The organism is Variovorax sp. P1_G12, assembly GCF_056405555.1.
In genome coordinates this window covers 264874-281938 of sequence record NZ_JBFUBW010000002.1, presented here as the reverse complement: position 1 = coordinate 281938, position 17065 = coordinate 264874, and the positions used below count along the sequence as shown (strand labels likewise).

The following is a 17065-nucleotide window of genomic DNA, read 5'->3' as shown; positions in this document are numbered from 1 at the left end:
GTGGCTCCTGATTATGCATTGGACGGATGCATCTCCCTTCGGCATTCTTCGGGTCCACGGACCGGCCCCCGTGATCCATGCGCCGGCACAAACGATGAGAGACAACGATGGAATTTGACTACGTGGTGGTGGGGGCCGGATCGGCCGGATGTGTGATCGCCTCGCGCCTGAGCGAGGATCCGGGCGTTTCGGTCGCCCTGCTGGAAACGGGCGGGCCGGACAAGAGCGTGCTGATCCACGCGCCGGCCGGCGTGGTGGCGATGGTGCCCACGCGCATCCACAACTACGCCTACCAGACCGTGCCGCAGCCGGGCCTGGGTGGCCGCCGCGGCTATCAGCCGCGCGGCAAGACGCTGGGCGGCAGCAGCTCGATCAATGCCATGCTCTACGTGCGCGGGCACCGCCATGACTATGACCACTGGGCCGGCCTCGGCAATGCGGGCTGGGCCTACGACGAGGTGCTGCCCCTCTTTCGCAAGGCCGAGCACAACGAGCAGTTCGGCGGCACGCCCTGGCATGGCCAGGGGGGCCCGCTGAACGTGGCGGCGCTGCAGTGTCCCAGCCCGATCAACAAGGCCTTCCTCGCGGCCGCGGCACTGCAGGGCGTGCCGACGATCGCCGACTACAACGTCCCGGACCCGTTCGGCGCCTTCATGTACCAGGTGACCCAGCGCAACGGGGAGCGCTGCAGTGCCGCGAAGGGCTATCTGACCCCGCACCTTGCGCGGCCCAACTTGCAGGTCGTGACCCATGCCGTGGCCTCGCGCATCGTCCTCGAGTCGGGCCGCGCCGTCGGCGTCGAGTACCTGCACGGCGGCGCGACGCAGCAGTTGAGGGCGCGGCGTGAAGTCATCGTCAGCGCCGGCGCGTTCGGTTCGCCGCAATTGTTGATGCTGTCGGGCATCGGTCCCGGGGGCCATCTGCAGCAGATGGGGATTCCGGTGCAGCGCGACCTGCCCGGCGTCGGGCGCAACCTGCAGGACCACATCGACTACGTGCAGACGTGGCGCACCCGCAGCGACAGCCGCACCTTCGGCGTCTCGTTGCGCGGCGGCCTCCAGGTCGGCGCGGCGATGCTCGAATGGAAGCGCAAGCGCACCGGCCGCATCACGAGCTCGATCGCCGAGTCGGGCGCGTTCCTGCGCTCGTCCCCCGAGGTCGAGGTGCCCGACCTGCAACTGGTGTTCGTGATGGCCATCGCCGACGACCATGCGCGCAAGCAGCACCTGGGGCATGGCATCTCCTGCCATGTCGACGTGCTGCGGCCGCACAGCCGGGGCAGTGTCGAGCTCGCGGGCCTCGATCCGGCCCAGGCACCGCGCATCGACCCGCGTTTTCTCGAGGACGAGCGCGACCTGGCGCTGCTGGTCAAGGGCGCGCAGGCGCAGCAGCGCATTGTCGAATCGGCCCCCTTCGACGGCATCCGCGGCGCGATGCTGTACCCGGTGGCCGCCGGCGACACGAAGGCGCTGGTCGCCGATATCCGGGCCCGCGCCGACACCCAGTACCACCCGGTGGGCACCTGCAGGATGGGTTCGGACGATCAGGCCGTGGTCGACGCGCGGCTGCGCGTGCGCGGCATCGCCGGCCTGCGCGTCGCCGACGCCTCGATCATGCCGACGATCGTCGGCGGCAACACCAACGCCCCCACCATCATGATCGGCGAGAAGGCCGCCGAGATGATCCGCGCCGATGCCTTGACCGCGCATCCGCACTGACAGACAGACCCCAGACCCCGGAGACTCTCCCATGAAGCCAACTCTCAAGGCGCCGCTCGCGGCGGCGCTGATTCTCATGCTGGCGGCCTGCGGCCCACGCAACGCCGCTCCCACGGGCGATGCGACGGCCCCGACCGTCGCGGCCAACGCGGTGTTCGAAGAAATCCTGCCGCTCGGCGATCGACAGGCGTTCGAAGACGCCCGACGGGGCCTGATCGCGCGCCCCGAAGGCAAGATCACGGCCCCCGACGGCCGCGTGCTGATCGACTTCGATGCGTTCAAGTTCGTCGATGGCGCCGCGCCGCCGACCGTCAACCCCAGCCTGTGGCGCCATGCCCAGCTGAACGCGCAGATCGGGCTGTTCAAGGTGACCGACGGCCTCTACCAGCTGCGCGGCTTCGACGTGGGCAACATGACGCTCGTCGAGGGCAAGACCGGATGGATCGTCATCGACGCGCTGACGGCCAGGGAGACCGCCGCCGCGGCGCTGGCCTTCGCGCGCAAGCACCTGGGCGACAAGCCGGTCAGCGCGGTGGTCTTCTCGCACAGCCACATCGACCATTTCGGCGGTGCGCTGGGCGTGATCTCGCCCGAGGAGGCGGCGACTCGCAAGGTGCCGATCGTCGCTTCGGCGGGATTCATGGAGGAGGCGACCAGCGAGAACGTGATGGTCGGCACCGCCATGGGTCGGCGCTCGTTCTACCAGTTCGGCAAGGAGCTCGAGCGCTCGCCCAAGGGTCTGGTCGACACCGGCCTCGGCAAGGCGGTGGGCTATGGCACCTTCGGCATCCTGGAGCCGACCGTCCTGGTCACGCAGCCGACCGAGGAGATGACGCTCGACGGCGTGCGCTTCGTCTTCCACAACGTGCCGGGCGCCGAGGCGCCGGCGGAGATGACCTTCTCGATTCCGGCGCTGAAGGCCTATGGCGGCGCGGAGAACCTGGCGCAGACCATGCACAACCTGCTGCCGGTGCGCGGCGCCAAGGTGCGCGATGCGCTGAAATGGGCCGACTACATGCAGCAGGCGCTCGACCAGCTCGACGGCGCCGAGGTCTATTTCGGCCAGCACAACTGGCCGATCTGGGGCCACCAGCGCATCGTCGACTTCATCACCAAGCATCGCGACGTCTATAAGTACACGCACGACCAGACGGTGCGCCTGATCAATGCCGGCCTGACGCCGCGGGAGATCGCCGACCGGATCAAGCTGCCGAAATCGCTGCAGACGCACTTCGGCGCGCGCGGCTACTACGGCGACCTGCGCCACAACGTCAAGGCGGTCTACCAGTTCTACCTCGGCGCCTACGACGGCAATCCGGCGAACCTCGATCCGCTGCCGCCGCAGGAGTCGGCCAAGCGCTACGTGGCGCTGGCCGGCGGCGCCGATCGTGCCCTGCAGGCGGCACATGCCGCCTTCGACAAGGGCGACTACCGGTGGGCGGCCGAATTGCTCAACCATGTGGTGTTCGCCGACAGCGGCGACAAGGCCGCCCGCGAGCTGCTCGCGCGCACCTACGAACAGCTTGGCTACGTGGCCGAGGCCGCCACCTGGCGCAACAGCTACCTGAGCGCTGCGGCGGAACTGCGCCAGGGGCCGCCCACGAAGGGGGTCGATCGCTCGGGCTTCGTCGACATGCTCACGCACACGCCGGTCGAGCGCTTCCTCGAGGCCATGGCGGCCGGCCTCGACGGCCCTGCCGCCGAGGGCAAGGACACGAAGATCAACCTCGTCTTCAGCGACACCGGCGAGAGTTTCCAGCTCTGGCTCGAGAACTCGGTGCTGCACCACCGCAAGGCCGCGCCGGCGGCCGACGCCAACGCCACGCTGACGCTGACCAAGCCGATCTTCGTCAAGATGATGGCCGGCACCGCGGGCGTGAAGGACACGCTGCTGTCGGACCAGCTGTCGGTCGACGGCAGCAAGATCGACCTCGTGCGCTTCCTGTCGCTGATCGACAAGGCGCCGGGGACCTTCCCGATCGTGACCCGGTGATCCCTTGCGGTCGCTCCGCCCTCAGGCCTCAGGCGCCGGATGACCCGTCGCGGGCGCCGGCGCCGCCGGGGCGGGAGTTCTCTCGCGCGGTCCGCATGGCTGGCGCGAACCGTTGCACGAGCAGCGGCCCGAGAATGGAGGTGGCCAAGACCATGAGCAGGACGCCGTTGAACATCCGCGCGTCGAGCAAGGGCTGCCCCGCGGCGTTGAAGGTCTTGGTCGCCACCAGGGCGGCCGCGAGCGTCGCGGCGACCTGGGGCAGGGTCAGCGCCCACTGGGTCCTGCGCGCGGCGGGCGCATAGCCGAAGGCCCGCCCGCAGGATTCCGCGGCGATCCACTTGCCCAGGAGCAGGGCCCCAATGATCCCGACGGCCAGCAGGGCGTCTGCCGACAGGCTGCGCGCGAGTGCGAACGGATCGATCAGGAAGCCGGTGACGACGAAGAAGACCGGAATGAACAGCGTGGTGCCCATGAATTCCAGCTTGGACTTGGCGGGCTTGTCCTTCACGGCCGCGTTGACCGCGAGCCCCGCCATGAACGTGCCGACGATGCCCGGCAGGTTGATGTACTGGGCGAGCAGCGCGGTCAGCGCCAGAATGCCGAGCATCAGGACGAAGTACGTCTCCTCGTCGTTCTCCACCTTCTTCAAGATGTAGCCGGCCGCACGGCTCAAGCCGGCCAGCACGAAGACGACGAACGCCACGATCTCGGCGACCTGCAGGATCAGCGCCGACGCCGAGAAGCCGCTGACGAACATCGGCACGCAGACCGCGAACACGAGCAGCGACAGGGTGTCCGACATCATCGTCGCGCCGACCGCGACCACGATCGCTTCCTGGCGTTGCACGCCCAGGCTGGTGACGATCGGCAGTGCCAGCAGCGTGTGCGAGGCGAGCAGCGACCCGATGACGATCGCCGGCAGGACCGCGTAGCCGAGCCACAGGGAGACCAGCGTGCCGAGAAGCAGCGGCAGGGTGGTCGTGGCCACGCCGAACACGATCGAGCGGAAGATCTTCTGCCGAAACAGGTCCAGATCGATTTCCCAGCCGGCGAAGAACATCAGCAGCAGCATGCCGAGCTCGGAGAAGAATGCGGACACCGGATGCTCGCGCGGGAAGACATCGAGCATGTGCGGCCCGAGCAGCACGCCGCTCAACAGCAATCCCACGACCGTCGGAATGCGAAGGACCCGCGAGATGCGTGGAATGGCGAGGATCAGCGCCATCATGACCGCGAAGCGGGCGAGCGAGGGGAGGAGATCGATGGCCCGATGAACAATTTCGATGACCGACATGACGTCTCTCCGGTGGCGAAGTGCGGCCATGCACCCGGACCCATTGGAGCGCGCTTTCGCCAGCCGCGGCCCCTGTGCGGCCACGTACGTGCTCGTCGGCGCGGCGCGTCCACGTACGTGGTTTGAGTAGTTGCCGGGATTGACGCCGGCGCGTGGGCCGGCCGACCATCTCAAAATTATTCACTGGGTGAACGACCATGACTCAACGATTCAACGCATTGAAATACCTGACCGTCGCGGCTTCGTTCGTGCTGGTCGCCGGCTGCGCCACCAGCAACACGGCGCTCAGCAATGACAATCTTGCCATTGCCGCCGGCTTCAAGGTCATCACGCCCACGAAGCCGGACCAGCAGGCCATGCTCGCGAAGCTCCCCAAGGACAAGGTGTCGCCCGTCACCTACCAGGGCGCCACCTACTACGTCCTGCCGGATTCGATGAACAACCTCGCCTATGTCGGCGGACTGCCCCAGTACCAGGACTACCAGCGGCTGCGCGTCGCCAAGCAGCTCAGCAACAACAATCTCGAGGCCGCCCAGATGAACGAGATGAATTCCATGGACTGGGGCGGCTGGGGCGGCTGGGGCGGCCCCGCATTCGTCGGATTCCGTCGCTAGCCGCAGGCCGACGGCGCATGCGGCGGCCGAGCAGGTGTTCGCGTCCCGGGCCGGCCTCCCACGTACGTGGTGCTGCGTGGTCGCCGGGATGGCCGCATCGCCCGGATGGTCGCACCATAGAGAACCGGTTCGACGCAGGTGAACGGAGGCGGCTTGAAGGCGTTGCGCGTGGTGTTGAACGCCTCGGCCGCATCGCGTGCGGATCGCTGCGCAAGCCCCACACTGCGGAAGATCCGGCACCCCCCAACGCAGTGGGAGACGCCGAAGCCATGTCCACCACCGTCTACGTCGTCGGTTTCAAGGCGGATGAGCGCGCCTGGATCGAATCGACGCTCGGGCGAAGCGTCGATGCCGTGGTCTTCGTGGACGACGGCGAGGCGTTGCTGGCCCGCTCGCCGAGTGGTCCGGGCCAATGCCTGATTGCGTCGGCCGATGTCGACGGGGCCGCAACCCTCAGGCTGGTGCGTGAGTTGAGGCACCGGGGGATCGCGTTGCCCGTGATCGTCCTGGGCCCGCACACGGCGTTTCGCACGGCGGTCGACATCGCGCGACTGGAGGCGACCGATTTCCTGGAGCGGCCGGTCAGCGTGCGCGAACTGCGCGCCGCGGTGCGTCGGGCGCGATCGGATCCGAAATGAACTCGCGTCTGCGCTCCAGCGTGTGCCACGCCACGTACGTGGCCGCAGGGCTGGCAAACGCGCGCGCTCAAGCCCATCATTCGCTCCTTTCCGGTCCAGTCCGCGAGCTGGGCGACGAGATTGCGCTTCGCGTCTGACGCCTTTCTGAAAGCACGAGGTCCATCCATCATGTCCCTGCCCGACTACGCCGCCCTCGTCGCCAGCCAGCGGGCGTTCTTCCTGGAAGGCCATACGCGCCCGGTCGCGTGGAGAAAGTCCCAGCTCGAGTCCGTCCGGGCCATGTTCACCGACCACCACGACGCGTTGTGCGACGCGCTCTGGAAAGACCTGCGTCGCAACGTCAACGATGCCGACTTGATGGACGTCGACTACTGCGCCAAGGAGGCCGCCTACGCGCTCGAGCACATCGACGCGTGGATGAAGCCCTTGCACGAGCCGATGCCGCTGGTGTTCGAGCCGGGCTACATCCGGGTGAATCGCGACCCGCTGGGCGTGGCGCTGATCATCGGCGCCTGGAACGAGCCCTTCATGCTGGTGTTCGGGCCGCTGGTGGCGGCACTGGCCGCGGGCAACACCGCCGTCCTGAAACCTTCCGAGGTCGCGGCCCATTGCGCCGCCGCGGCGGCGCGGCTGGTGCCCGAGTACTTCGATCCGCGTGCGGTCGCGGTCGTCGAGGGCGCCGTCCCCGAGACCACGGCCCTGCTGGCACAGCAGTGGGACATGATCTTCTTCACGGGCAGTCCGCCGGTCGGCAAGATCGTGCACCAGGCGGCCGCGAAGAACCTGACGCCGTGCGTGCTCGAACTCGGCGGCAAGAACCCGACCATCGTCCATTCGTCGGCCAACCTCAAGGTGGCCGCGCGGCGCATCGCGTATGGGCGCTACCTGAACTCCGGCCACATCTGCACCGCACCCGACCACGTGCTGGCATGGCCGGAGGTGAAGGATGAATTCGTGCAGCACCTGAAGGACACGATCCGCGAGTTCTATGGCGACGACCCGAAGCAGAGCCCGGACTACGGACGTGTGATCAACCGTCGCAACTTCGATCGGCTGGCCGCGCTGCTCGACAGCGGCCGGGCCGTCGCCGGCGGCCAGACCGATGCCGACGCGCTCTACATCGCGCCGACCGTGCTGGTGGACGTGGCGGTGGATTCGCCGATCATGAAGGAAGAGATCTTCGGCCCCATCCTGCCGGTGCTCGAGATCGGGTCGGTCGACGCGGTCGTCCAGTGGGTCAACAGCCGGCCGAGTCCGTTGGGCGTCTACATCTTCGCCGAGGACAGGGACGTGGTGGACAGGATCCTGTCGTCCACGCGCTCCGGCGACGCCGAAGTCAATGACTGCGCGATCCATCCGCTCTTTCCCGAGTTGCCGTTCGGCGGCGTGGGCAATTCCGGCATGGGCAAGTACCACGGCCGCTGGGGCTTCGAAGCCTTCACCAATGCGCGCGGCGTGCTCCACCACAGCAGCGCCGTCGACCCCGGCGTGCGCTATCCGCCTTACGCCCGGCACGCTCTCGAGCGCGTCGTCGTCAACAAGCTGATGCCGTAGCCGCCGCGTCGCCATGGACCTCGATCCGGTCATACTGTCGCGAATCCAGTTCGGGTTCGTGATCAGTTTCCACATCATCTTCCCCGCGTTCACGATCGGACTGGCGGCGTGGCTGGCCACGATCGAGGGCGCGCGGCTGGCGACGGGCAACCTGCTCTATCGCAGGGTGTTCGACTTCTGGCTGCCGATCTTCGCGGTCTCCTTCGGCATGGGTGTGGTCACGGGCATCGTGATGGCCTTCCAGTTCGGCACCAACTGGGGCGTGCTGGCCGTGAAGACCGGCGCGATCCAGGGCCCGTTGCTCGGCTACGAGGGCTTCACGGCCTTCATGCTCGAGGCGACCTTCTTCGGCGTGATGCTGCTCGGGCGCGACCGGGTGTCGCCGCGCTTCTATTTCTTTTCCTGCTGCATGGTGTCGCTGGGCACGATGTTCTCGTCGTTCTGGATCCTGGCCAACAACAGCTGGATGCAGGTGCCGCTGGGCCATGCGGTGGTGGACGGCAAGATCATTCCGGTCGACTGGATGCAGATCGTCCTGGGACCGATACAGATGGTGCGCTGGCCGCACATGCTGCTGGCCGCCTTGCTGACGACCGCGATGTGCGTGTCGGCCACCGGCGCCTGGTATCTGCTTCGCCGGGTGCACTTCGACGAAGGCCGGATGATGCTGCACTGGGGATTGGGGCTGGCCGCGGTCCTGATCCCGGTCCAGCTGTTCTTCGGGCATCTGACGGGCCTGTACGTGCTCGAGCACCAGCCCGCCAAGTTCGCCGCGATCGAGGCGCGCTGGAAGAACGAGCAGCCGGCCAGCGAAGTCCTGGTCGCCATCCCCGACGAGGCGAACCAGCGCAATCTCTACGCCATCACGGTGCCCAAGCTGGGCAGCTTGATCGCGTCGGGCAACCTCACCGCCCCCGAGCGCGGCCTCGAGTCCTTTCCTCGCGAAGATTGGCCGCCGGTGCTGATTCCCTTCTGGACCTTCCGGCTGATGGTCGGCATGGGCCTCATCATGCTGGCCGTCTCGTGGCTCGGCAATTTCCTGCGATGGCGCAGCAAGCTGGAGTCGTCGCGCTGGTTTCTCTGGTGCACCCTGGCGGCCTTCCCGACCGGCTTCGTGGCCATCCTCACCGGCTGGTACACCGCCGAGATCGGACGCCAGCCCTGGGTGGTCTACGGGCTCCTGCGGACCAAGGACGCGGTCACGCCCTCCCTGACCACGGGTGACGTGCTGACCTCGCTGATCATCTACGTGGCGGTGTACTGGCTCTTCATTTCCTTCGGCATCTACTACATCTACAAGCTCTTGCGCCAGGGACCGCGTGCCAAGACGCAAGCCACGGCCAACATCACCGGCAGCCGGCCGCTGGCCGTCGGCGCGCGCACGGACGCCCCGCCCGTTGGCGGATCCGGAGGCACGCAGTGAGCCCGGCCGTGCCCAGCGACATGGCGCTTTTCTGGGCGGCGGTCATCGCCATCTCGATCCTGGTCTACGTGATCCTGGATGGCTTCGACCTCGGCGTCGGCATCCTCTACGGCACCACGCGCGAGGAGAACCATCGCCTGAACATGATGGGCACCATCGCGCCGTTCTGGGACGGCAACGAGACCTGGCTGGTGATCATCGGCGCCAGCCTGTTCGCGACCTTCCCGGTGGTGTATGCGGTGTTCCTGGGCGCGTTCTACCTGCCCGTCCTGCTGCTGCTCGTCGGCCTCATCTTTCGCGGCGTTGCCTTCGAGTTCCGCTATCGCAGCGTGAAGACGCGCTGGCTGTGGGATGCGGGGTTCTTTCTCGGGTCGACGGTGGTCGCCTTCGTGCAGGGCGCCGCCGTGGGCGCATTGATGCGCGGCCTTCCGGTGGCGAACGACCAGTACGCCGGCACCTCGTTCGAATGGCTGCATCCGTTCTCGGTGCTGACCGGCATCGGCCTCGTCTTCGGCTACGCGCTGCTGGGCGCGGGCTGGATCGTGCTCAAGAGCGAAGGCGATCTGCGCGACTGGGCCTATCGGCGCATCCCATGGCTTGCGGCAGCCGTCTTCCTGGTGCTCGGCCTCGCGTTCGCCGTGTCATTGACGGTCGACACTGGCGCAATCGCCCAGAGCCATTTCAAGGATCGGCCCTGGGGATGGGCCTTCGTCGCGGTGGCGACCGCCTCATTGGTCGGCGTGGTGGCGGGCGCTCGCGCGCGCCGCGATGGCGTCGCGTACGCGCTGACCGTGGTGTTCATCGCGGCGGCGTACCTGGCACTCGGCGTGATGTTCTGGCCCTACATGGTGCCGTACGCGGTCACCGTGGCCAGTGCGGCGGCGCCGGAGGCGTCGCTTCGGTTCCTGTTCTACGGCGGCGTGGTGGTACTGCCGGTGATCGCGATCTACACCTTCGGCGTCTACTGGGTGTTCCGCGGCAAGGTCCGCGGCGGCTACCGGTGACGAATGGGCCAGCGCAGCGGATTCATGCCACAGGCGCTCCCATCGACGGCCATGCTGCGGACCACCGGCCTGACCAAGCGCTACGGCGCGCGGACGGCGTTGAAGGACCTTTCGCTGACGCTGGCGGCAGGGCAGTTCGTGGCCCTGCTGGGGCCCAATGGCGCAGGCAAGTCGACACTGTTCCAGGTGCTCACCGGGCTGTTTGCGGCCGACGAGGGCGAGGTCGAAGTGGCCGGTCATTCGCTCGCTCGATCCGCGACGGCGGCGTTGCGCCACATCGGCGTCGTGTTCCAGCAGGTGTCGCTCGATCTGGATCTCAGCATCCGCCGGAACCTGCTCTTCCAGGCCGACCTGCACGGCCTGCCGCGGCGGCTGGCGGCGTCTCGCGTCGCGGCGACCTGTGCCCAGCTCGGCATCGACGCCGACCTCGATCGCAAGGTGCGTGAACTGTCCGGCGGCAATCGACGCAAGGTCGAACTCGTGCGCGCGTTGCTGCATCGACCCACCGTGCTGCTGATGGATGAAGCCACGGTCGGCCTGGATCCCAAGTCACGCCAGGACCTGATGCTTGCCCTGCATGCGAACGTGCAGGAGCGCGGCGTCTGCGTTCTGTGGGCGACGCACCGGGTGGAGGAGGCCGAAGGCGCCGACCGGGTACTGGTGCTGCACAAGGGAGAACTCCTGGCCGACGGCACGCCCGTCGAGGTGACGCGAGCGCTAGGGGAGTCGACGCTTGAAGCAGGCTTCATCGCGCGCACGAGTTGAACGCAAAGCTGAATCACACAGGAGAGACATCGATATGAATGAAGTTGCCCGTGTCCTGAAGCGTGTGGCTCGTTCGGTTGCGGCCCTGTCGGGCTTGTGCGTCGGCATGGCCGCGGTGGCGCAAGGCACCGCCTATGTATCGAGCGAGAAAGACCAGGCGATCACGCTGATCGACCTGGCCACCCTCAGCGTCAAGGGCACCATCCCGACCTGCAATCGGGGACGGCACATCCAGCTCACGGCGGATCACCTGATCATGCTCGCCTGCAGCGAGTCGAACGCCGCCGATGTGATCGACCCGGCGACGGGCAAGTCGCTGCGCCGCATCCCGCTGGGCGACGAGCCCGAGGCCTTCGACCTGTCGCCGGACGGCAAGACCATCTATGTCTCCAACGAGGACGAAGGCGCGGTCAGCTTCATCGATGCGGCGAACGGCAAAGTGCTCAAGTCGATCAAGGTCGGCAAGGAACCCGAAGGCGTGAAGGTCAGCGCAGACGGCAAGACGCTGTACGTGACTTCCGAAGTCGCCAGTCTCGTGCACGTGATCGACGTCGCCAGCGGTGCCATCGTCAAGAACGTGAAAGTCGGCAAGCGGCCGCGCCGCATGGCCTTCACGCCCGACGGCAAGGAACTGTGGGTCACCAACGAACTCGACGCCAGCGTCAGCATCATCGATACGGCCACCCGCCATGTGGTCGGCAGCCTGAAGTTCGAAGTCAAGGGCGCGCGCAGCGAAGACATCACGCCGGTGGGCATCCAGATCTCGCGCGACGGCAAACGCGCCTTCGTGGCGCTGGGAAGGGCCAACCACGTCGCGTTCGTCGACGTGCCGCAGCGAAAGGTCACGAATCTCGTCCTGGTCGGCAAGCGCGCGTGGAACGTCACGCTCGACAAGGCCGAAGCCCGGCTGTATGTGGTCAACGGCTTGAGCGACGACGTCACCGTGGTCGATGTCGCGGCGGCCAGGCCGATCAAGAGCATCCCCGTCGGCCGTGTGCCTTACGGCCTGGTGGTGGTCGAATGAAGTGGTGCGCCTGCTGCGTCGGCGTGTCGCTGCTGCTTGCGGGGCCGGCGTCGAGCGGACAGCCGACGGGTGCCGTCACGCCATTGAAGGCGACGCTGATCTCGCCCAGTCCCGACGCGCGGCTCGAACGGTCGCGCGTTGAGCGCCATTTCCTGGGCCACCCTGAGGGCCCTGCGAGTGACGGCTTGCAGGTCGCGCTGGACGAAGGCCAGTTCGAACTCGACGCCGTCGATGCGGCCGTCACGCTGGCCAAGCAGTCCGCCGGCTCGCCGGAGGCCGCACGCGCGGCCGCGCAGGCGGCCGAAAAGTCCGGCGCCGCCGTGCTCGTGACGGATCTTCCCGCGGATTGGACGCTGGCCGTGGTCGATGCCGTGAAGCTGCCGGTGATCAACATCGGCGAGGCCGCCGACCGCCTGCGCGAACAGGACTGCCGGGCCCGCCTGTTCCACATCCTTCCGAGCGAGCGCATGCGCGCCGACGCATTGGCGCAAACGCTCGTGTCGCGCAAGTGGAGCAAATTGCTGCTGCTCGTGGGTCCGAGTGCGCAGGACCAGTTGCGCGCTGCCACGGCGCAGGCTTCGATCAAGCGCTATGGCTTGCAGGTGGTCGCGATGCGGCCCTTCAAGCTTTCTGGCGACCCGCGGGAGCGCGACCTGGCCAATCCGCTGCTGCTGACGGCCGGCAGCACCTACGACGCCGTCTGGGTGCTCGACAGCGACGGCGAATTTGCGCGCGGCTTGCCGTACCGGATCGTGTTGCCTCGTCCGGTGGTGGGTGATGCGGGGCTGGTGGCGCTGGCCTGGCATGCACAGTTCGAGCGCTACGGCGCGCCGCAAGTGTCGCGCCGCTTCGCCAAGGCGGCCGGCCGGCCCATGGCCGCGAGCGACTGGGCGGCGTGGATGGCGGGCAAGGCGCTGGTGGCGGCCGCCATCGCGGCACCGAAAGGGCCCGCCGCCAGTTGGGCGCAGGCGCTCGCCAAGACGCCGCTCGATGGTTCCAAGGGCACGAATCTCACCTTTCGTCCCTGGGATGGGCAGTTGCGCCAGACCGTCCTGCTCACCGACGGCCAGGGCGTGATTTCGCAGGCGCCGGTCGATGGCCTGCTGCATCCGAGCAACGTGCTGGATACACTGGGCGCGGACGCCCCGGAGAAGCGATGCACGACGACGCGATGACCCCCGTCGAAGCCGGCGCGGCGGAACTTGCACCGCGCCGCGGCGTCGCGCATGCGCTGCAGGCCATGCAGGCGATCGTCATGCGCGAACTGTTCAAGTTCTCGCAGCAGACCGGCCGGCTGGTGTCGGCGCTGGTGCGCCCCTTGTTGTGGCTGGCGGTGTTCGCGGCGGGCTTTCGCAACGTGTTCGGCGTCGCGATCGTCGAGCCCTACGACACCTACATCCCCTATGACGTCTACATCGCGCCGGGCCTGGTGGGCATGGTGCTGCTGTTCAACGGGATGCAGTCGTCGCTCGCGATGGTCTACGACCGCGAGATGGGTCTGATGCGGCTGCTGCTCACCGCACCCTTGCCGCGCGCATGGCTGCTGTTTTGCAAGCTCTGCGCGACGGCCCTGCTGTCGGTGTTGCAGGCCCTTGCCTTCGTGATCGTCGCGACCTTGGTCGGCACCGACCTGCCGCTGCTTTCGCTGGGCGGGCTGCATGCCTTGCTGGCGCTGGTCTGCGGGGCGCTGATGCTGGGCGCGCTCGGTCTGCTGCTGTCGGTGTACATCAAGCAGCTGGAGAACTTTGCCGGCACGATGAACTTCGTGATCTTTCCGATGTACTTCATGTCCACCGCGCTTTACCCACTGTGGAAGCTGCGCGAGTCGGGCGCCGGATGGGTCTATCAGCTGGCCCGCTTCAACCCGTTCACCCACGCCGTCGAATGGATCCGGTTTGCGTTGTATGGCAAAGATCCCGGCGAGGCCCCGTGGATCGTGCTCGGTTGCCTGGCGGTCTTCTTCATGCTGGCCTGCTGGGGCTACGACCCGCAGCGCGGTTTTGGTGGATTGACGAAGCGCGGTGGAGGTGCGGCATGAACACCGGTCGCCGCCGCTGGCTGGGACGTGCGGCCGCGCTGGCGCTGACTGCGGGACCTCTGCCGCATGCGCTGGCAGCCGAAGCCTTTCCTTCGCGGCCGATCATGCTGTGGGTGCCATGGGCGGCGGGTGGCGCGACCGACCTGTCGTTGCGGCTCCTGGCCGAACTCGCCGCGCCGGCGCTCGGCCAGCCCGTGGTGGTGGCGAACCGCCCCGGCGCCGGCGGCACGCTGGCGATGCCGATCCTGCAGCAGGCCGAAGCCAACGGCTACACCATTGCGCAGATGCCGCAGCCGGTCTTTCGCGCGCCGTTCATGCAAAAGGTGCTGTGGGATCCGGTGCGAGACGTCACGCCCATCATCCAGATTTCGGGCGTCACATTCGGGGTGCTGGTGCGCGCTGCCAGCCCGCTGCGCTCGCTCGGCCAGCTGTTCGACTTCGCACGCGCACGGCCGGGCGAGTTGAGCATCGCCACCAATGGCGTCGGCACCACGCCGCATCTCGTGCTCGAGGCGCTGTTCACCGAGCGCGGGCTGAGCTACATCCATGTGCCATACAAGGGCACCGCCGAGCTGACCCTGGGCGTGGCGTCGGGCCAGGTGATGGTGGGGGTCAGTTCCACCGGTTTCGCGCCGGAGGTCGATGCGGGACGCCTGCGTCTGCTCGCGACCTTGGGGGCGCGGCGCTCCGGGCGCTGGCCGCAGGTGCCGACATTGCGCGAACTTGGCTTCGACATCGTGGCGATGTCGCCCTATGGGCTGGCCGGCCCGCGCGGATTGCCAGTCGACGTACTGGACGTGCTGCATGGCGCCTTCAAGAAAGCCCTGTTCAACCCACAGTTCGCCGAAGACCTGGCAAGGTACGACCAGGAGATCGCCTACCTCGGCCCGGCGGACTATGCGAACGCCTGCCGCGAAGAGTACGCGAAGGAGCGAGCGGTCGCCGCACGAATGAAGAGCTCGCGCGGCACCGGGGGCTGAGGAAGGCCCTGTGTCGCAGCGCTCTCGGATGGGCTTGCCACGTACGTGGACATACGTGGCTGTCGGGATTGCGCTTTCGGAGGCCCTGCTTCCAAAATCTTTCATGCGGGAACAGGATCCCTCGATGCGACCTGCCCATCGCCCTCGATTGCTACGTGCTCGAGTTCCACACCGTCTTCCCTCCTACATAGGGTTAGAAGCATGAAAAAGACAGTCACCATCATCGGCGTGCTGGTTGTTGCAGGCGCGGCAATCGCGGGGGCGCTCTACGTTGCTTTCCCGGTGCCGATGACAACCTACGGGGGCATGGGACTCAACTTTCTCAAGTCGCTGACTGCGCCGCCGGGTGCGTTGGCTCTCGAATCGAATCCTGCCTACAGGGCGCCCGCTGCCGCGGCGTCCCCTGCGCTCCCCGCCGACGCGGCATGGCCCGACGCGGCGGCCGGCGACTGGCCGAGCTACAACCGGACGCCCACCTCGCAGCGCTTCTCGCCGCTCGACCAGATCAACACGAAGAATGTCGGAAACCTGAAAGTCCAGTGCACCTACGACCTCGGCATGTTCACGGCCTTCGAATCCGGCCTGATCATGGTGAACAACGCATTGATCGGCACCGCCGAGTTCGAGATCTTCTCCATCGATCCGGTCACGTGCGCCGAGAACTGGCGCACGCGCCTGGACTATCCCGGCGCGCTCCTGCCAGCCAACCGCGGCGCCGCCCACATGGACGGCCTGCTGTTTCGCGGCACCCAGGACTGCCGGGTGATGGCCTTCGACTTCAAGACCGGCAAGCAGGCGTGGGAGACGACGATCTGCGACCCGAAACGCGGCGAGTCGGTGCCGTCGGCACCGATCGCGTGGGATGGCCTCGTGTACGTCGGCAATGCCGGCGGGGATTACAAGGGTGGCAAGGGCAAGGTCTACGCCCTCGACGCAAAGACCGGCAAGGTCGTCTGGCAGTTCTTCCTCGTTCCCAAAACCGAGGGCGACGTCGTCCGTGGTCCGGTGGGCAAGTCGCCACTCGACGAGAAGTCCTGGAACAACGCACCAGGCATACCCATCAGCGGCGGCGGGACCTGGACCTCCTACACGCTCGATACCAGGAACGGCCTGCTGTATGTCCCGGGAGGCAACCCCGCGCCCGACTTTGCTTCCGGCGCGCGCGAGGGCGACAACCTCTTCACGGATTCGGTCGTGGTGCTCGACGCCAAGACAGGCGACTACAAGAAAAACTTCAAGGTCGTGAAGAAGGACTGGCATGACTGGGACGTGTCCAGTCCGCCGATCCTGCATCAAACCATGGGCGGCAAGCAGATCATGTCGCTCGCGCCGAAGGATGGGCACCTCTACGGCTACGAGCTCCCAGGCAACAAGCTGCTCTACCGCGTGCCGGTCACGACGATCGAGAATGCCGAGGGCACGTTCGCCGTCGGCCAGGACGTTCACTTCTGTCCGGGTCCGGTCGGAGGCACCGAATGGAACACCCCCGGCTTCGATCCGACCACGAACCTCATCATCACCGGCACCGTGGACTGGTGCGATACCGTGAAGATCAAGACCGATGAAAGGCTGCGGTCGGTGGCTGTCGGCCAGCCCTGGACCGGAATGGCAACCCTCAACCCGATCAACATGTTCGGCAAGGAAGACCGCACCGACGGACATTGGGCTGGATGGGTCTACGCCAGCGATGCCGACACCGGCGTCTGGAAATGGCGCGTCAAGTCCAACTATCCCGTCGTCGCAGCGATCACGCCGACGGCCGGTGGCATCGTGTTCTTCGCCGACCTCGGAGGCAATTTCTATGCGCTGGATGCTTCCACCGGACAGAAACTCTGGGGAGGGCCGCTCGGAAGTGGCGGCGGAATCGGGGGCGGCGTGATCACGTACGCCGTCGACGGCGTACAGAAGGTTGCGGTGGCGGAGGGCTTCACCATGGTCGCCTGGCCCACGAAGCCGAGGCATGCAAAGGTCGTGATCCTGGGGCTCGACAGCGGCGCGGCGAAGAAATAGGCCCGACATG

The 17065-nt window shown here is 67.1% G+C and carries 14 protein-coding genes; 13 read left to right on the top strand and 1 reads right to left on the bottom strand.

The window, feature by feature from the left end; translation table 11 throughout:
* Positions 1 to 107 precede the first annotated feature (107 nt).
* Positions 108 to 1718, top strand: a complete 1611-nt coding sequence (locus AC1D2O_RS03470) for a GMC family oxidoreductase (RefSeq protein WP_478156179.1) — start codon at positions 108 to 110, stop codon at positions 1716 to 1718.
* Between the two features lie 31 nt (positions 1719 to 1749).
* On the top strand, positions 1750 to 3711 hold the full coding sequence (locus tag AC1D2O_RS03465) for an alkyl/aryl-sulfatase (protein WP_478156177.1): 1962 nt from the start codon (positions 1750 to 1752) through the stop codon (positions 3709 to 3711).
* Between the two features lie 28 nt (positions 3712 to 3739).
* On the opposite strand, the gene AC1D2O_RS03460 is transcribed toward AC1D2O_RS03465, so the two are convergent.
* Positions 3740 to 5005, bottom strand: a complete 1266-nt coding sequence (locus AC1D2O_RS03460) for a cation:proton antiporter (RefSeq protein WP_478090466.1) — start codon at positions 5003 to 5005, stop codon at positions 3740 to 3742.
* A gap of 197 nt (positions 5006 to 5202) precedes the next feature.
* Here AC1D2O_RS03460 and AC1D2O_RS03455 point away from each other — a divergent pair, with 197 nt between their 5' ends.
* From AC1D2O_RS03455 to AC1D2O_RS03405, 11 genes are all read left to right on the top strand, one after another.
* A complete protein-coding gene (locus AC1D2O_RS03455; RefSeq protein ID WP_478090465.1) occupies positions 5203 to 5619 on the top strand; it encodes a hypothetical protein in 417 nt (138 codons plus the stop codon).
* 269 nt (positions 5620 to 5888) lie between these two features.
* The gene (locus tag AC1D2O_RS03450) at positions 5889 to 6257 is read left to right on the top strand and encodes a response regulator (protein WP_478156175.1); all 369 of its coding nucleotides are present in this window, start codon (positions 5889 to 5891) and stop codon (positions 6255 to 6257) included.
* Between the two features lie 168 nt (positions 6258 to 6425).
* The gene (locus tag AC1D2O_RS03445) at positions 6426 to 7811 is read left to right on the top strand and encodes an aldehyde dehydrogenase family protein (RefSeq protein ID WP_478156173.1); all 1386 of its coding nucleotides are present in this window, start codon (positions 6426 to 6428) and stop codon (positions 7809 to 7811) included.
* Between the two features lie 13 nt (positions 7812 to 7824).
* Positions 7825 to 9234 (top strand): cytochrome ubiquinol oxidase subunit I, encoded by a 1410-nt coding sequence (locus AC1D2O_RS03440; RefSeq protein ID WP_478091779.1) that lies wholly within the window; start codon positions 7825 to 7827, stop codon positions 9232 to 9234.
* Positions 9231 to 10238: a cytochrome d ubiquinol oxidase subunit II gene (cydB, locus tag AC1D2O_RS03435; protein WP_478156171.1), complete on the top strand. Its 1008-nt coding sequence runs from the start codon at positions 9231 to 9233 to the stop codon at positions 10236 to 10238. Before AC1D2O_RS03440 ends, cydB begins: the two co-directional genes overlap by 4 nt.
* 51 nt (positions 10239 to 10289) lie before the next feature.
* Positions 10290 to 11003, top strand: a complete 714-nt coding sequence (locus tag AC1D2O_RS03430; protein ID WP_478091788.1) for an ABC transporter ATP-binding protein — start codon at positions 10290 to 10292, stop codon at positions 11001 to 11003.
* A 34-nt stretch (positions 11004 to 11037) separates the two neighbouring features.
* A complete protein-coding gene (locus tag AC1D2O_RS03425) occupies positions 11038 to 12027 on the top strand; it encodes a PQQ-dependent catabolism-associated beta-propeller protein (RefSeq protein WP_478091782.1) in 990 nt (329 codons plus the stop codon).
* Entirely contained in the window at positions 12024 to 13202 is a 1179-nt protein-coding gene (locus AC1D2O_RS03420; protein WP_478091784.1) for a type 1 periplasmic-binding domain-containing protein, read from the top strand. The genes AC1D2O_RS03425 and AC1D2O_RS03420 overlap by 4 nt, the downstream gene beginning before the upstream one ends.
* Positions 13199 to 14065: an ABC transporter permease gene (locus AC1D2O_RS03415; protein WP_478091785.1), complete on the top strand. Its 867-nt coding sequence runs from the start codon at positions 13199 to 13201 to the stop codon at positions 14063 to 14065. The genes AC1D2O_RS03420 and AC1D2O_RS03415 overlap by 4 nt, the downstream gene beginning before the upstream one ends.
* Entirely contained in the window at positions 14062 to 15045 is a 984-nt protein-coding gene (locus tag AC1D2O_RS03410) for a Bug family tripartite tricarboxylate transporter substrate binding protein (RefSeq protein ID WP_478091787.1), read from the top strand. The genes AC1D2O_RS03415 and AC1D2O_RS03410 overlap by 4 nt, the downstream gene beginning before the upstream one ends.
* 201 nt (positions 15046 to 15246) lie before the next feature.
* On the top strand, positions 15247 to 17055 hold the full coding sequence (locus AC1D2O_RS03405; RefSeq protein ID WP_478156169.1) for an outer membrane protein assembly factor BamB family protein: 1809 nt from the start codon (positions 15247 to 15249) through the stop codon (positions 17053 to 17055).
* Positions 17056 to 17065 lie beyond the last annotated feature (10 nt).

Bases quoted from the DNA above. Each gene is read 5' to 3' on its own strand.
- AC1D2O_RS03470 (WP_478156179.1), top strand. From the start codon at position 108: ATGGAATTTGACTACGTGGTGGTGGGGGCCGGATCGGCCGGATGTGTG.
- AC1D2O_RS03465 (WP_478156177.1), top strand. From the start codon at position 1,750: ATGAAGCCAACTCTCAAGGCGCCGCTCGCGGCGGCGCTGATTCTCATG.
- AC1D2O_RS03460 (WP_478090466.1), bottom strand. From the start codon at position 5,005: ATGTCGGTCATCGAAATTGTTCATCGGGCCATCGATCTCCTCCCCTCG.
- AC1D2O_RS03455 (WP_478090465.1), top strand. From the start codon at position 5,203: ATGACTCAACGATTCAACGCATTGAAATACCTGACCGTCGCGGCTTCG.
- AC1D2O_RS03450 (WP_478156175.1), top strand. From the start codon at position 5,889: ATGTCCACCACCGTCTACGTCGTCGGTTTCAAGGCGGATGAGCGCGCC.
- AC1D2O_RS03445 (WP_478156173.1), top strand. From the start codon at position 6,426: ATGTCCCTGCCCGACTACGCCGCCCTCGTCGCCAGCCAGCGGGCGTTC.
- AC1D2O_RS03440 (WP_478091779.1), top strand. From the start codon at position 7,825: ATGGACCTCGATCCGGTCATACTGTCGCGAATCCAGTTCGGGTTCGTG.
- AC1D2O_RS03430 (WP_478091788.1), top strand. From the start codon at position 10,290: ATGCTGCGGACCACCGGCCTGACCAAGCGCTACGGCGCGCGGACGGCG.
- AC1D2O_RS03425 (WP_478091782.1), top strand. From the start codon at position 11,038: ATGAATGAAGTTGCCCGTGTCCTGAAGCGTGTGGCTCGTTCGGTTGCG.
- AC1D2O_RS03420 (WP_478091784.1), top strand. From the start codon at position 12,024: ATGAAGTGGTGCGCCTGCTGCGTCGGCGTGTCGCTGCTGCTTGCGGGG.
- AC1D2O_RS03415 (WP_478091785.1), top strand. From the start codon at position 13,199: ATGACCCCCGTCGAAGCCGGCGCGGCGGAACTTGCACCGCGCCGCGGC.
- AC1D2O_RS03410 (WP_478091787.1), top strand. From the start codon at position 14,062: ATGAACACCGGTCGCCGCCGCTGGCTGGGACGTGCGGCCGCGCTGGCG.
- AC1D2O_RS03405 (WP_478156169.1), top strand. From the start codon at position 15,247: ATGAAAAAGACAGTCACCATCATCGGCGTGCTGGTTGTTGCAGGCGCG.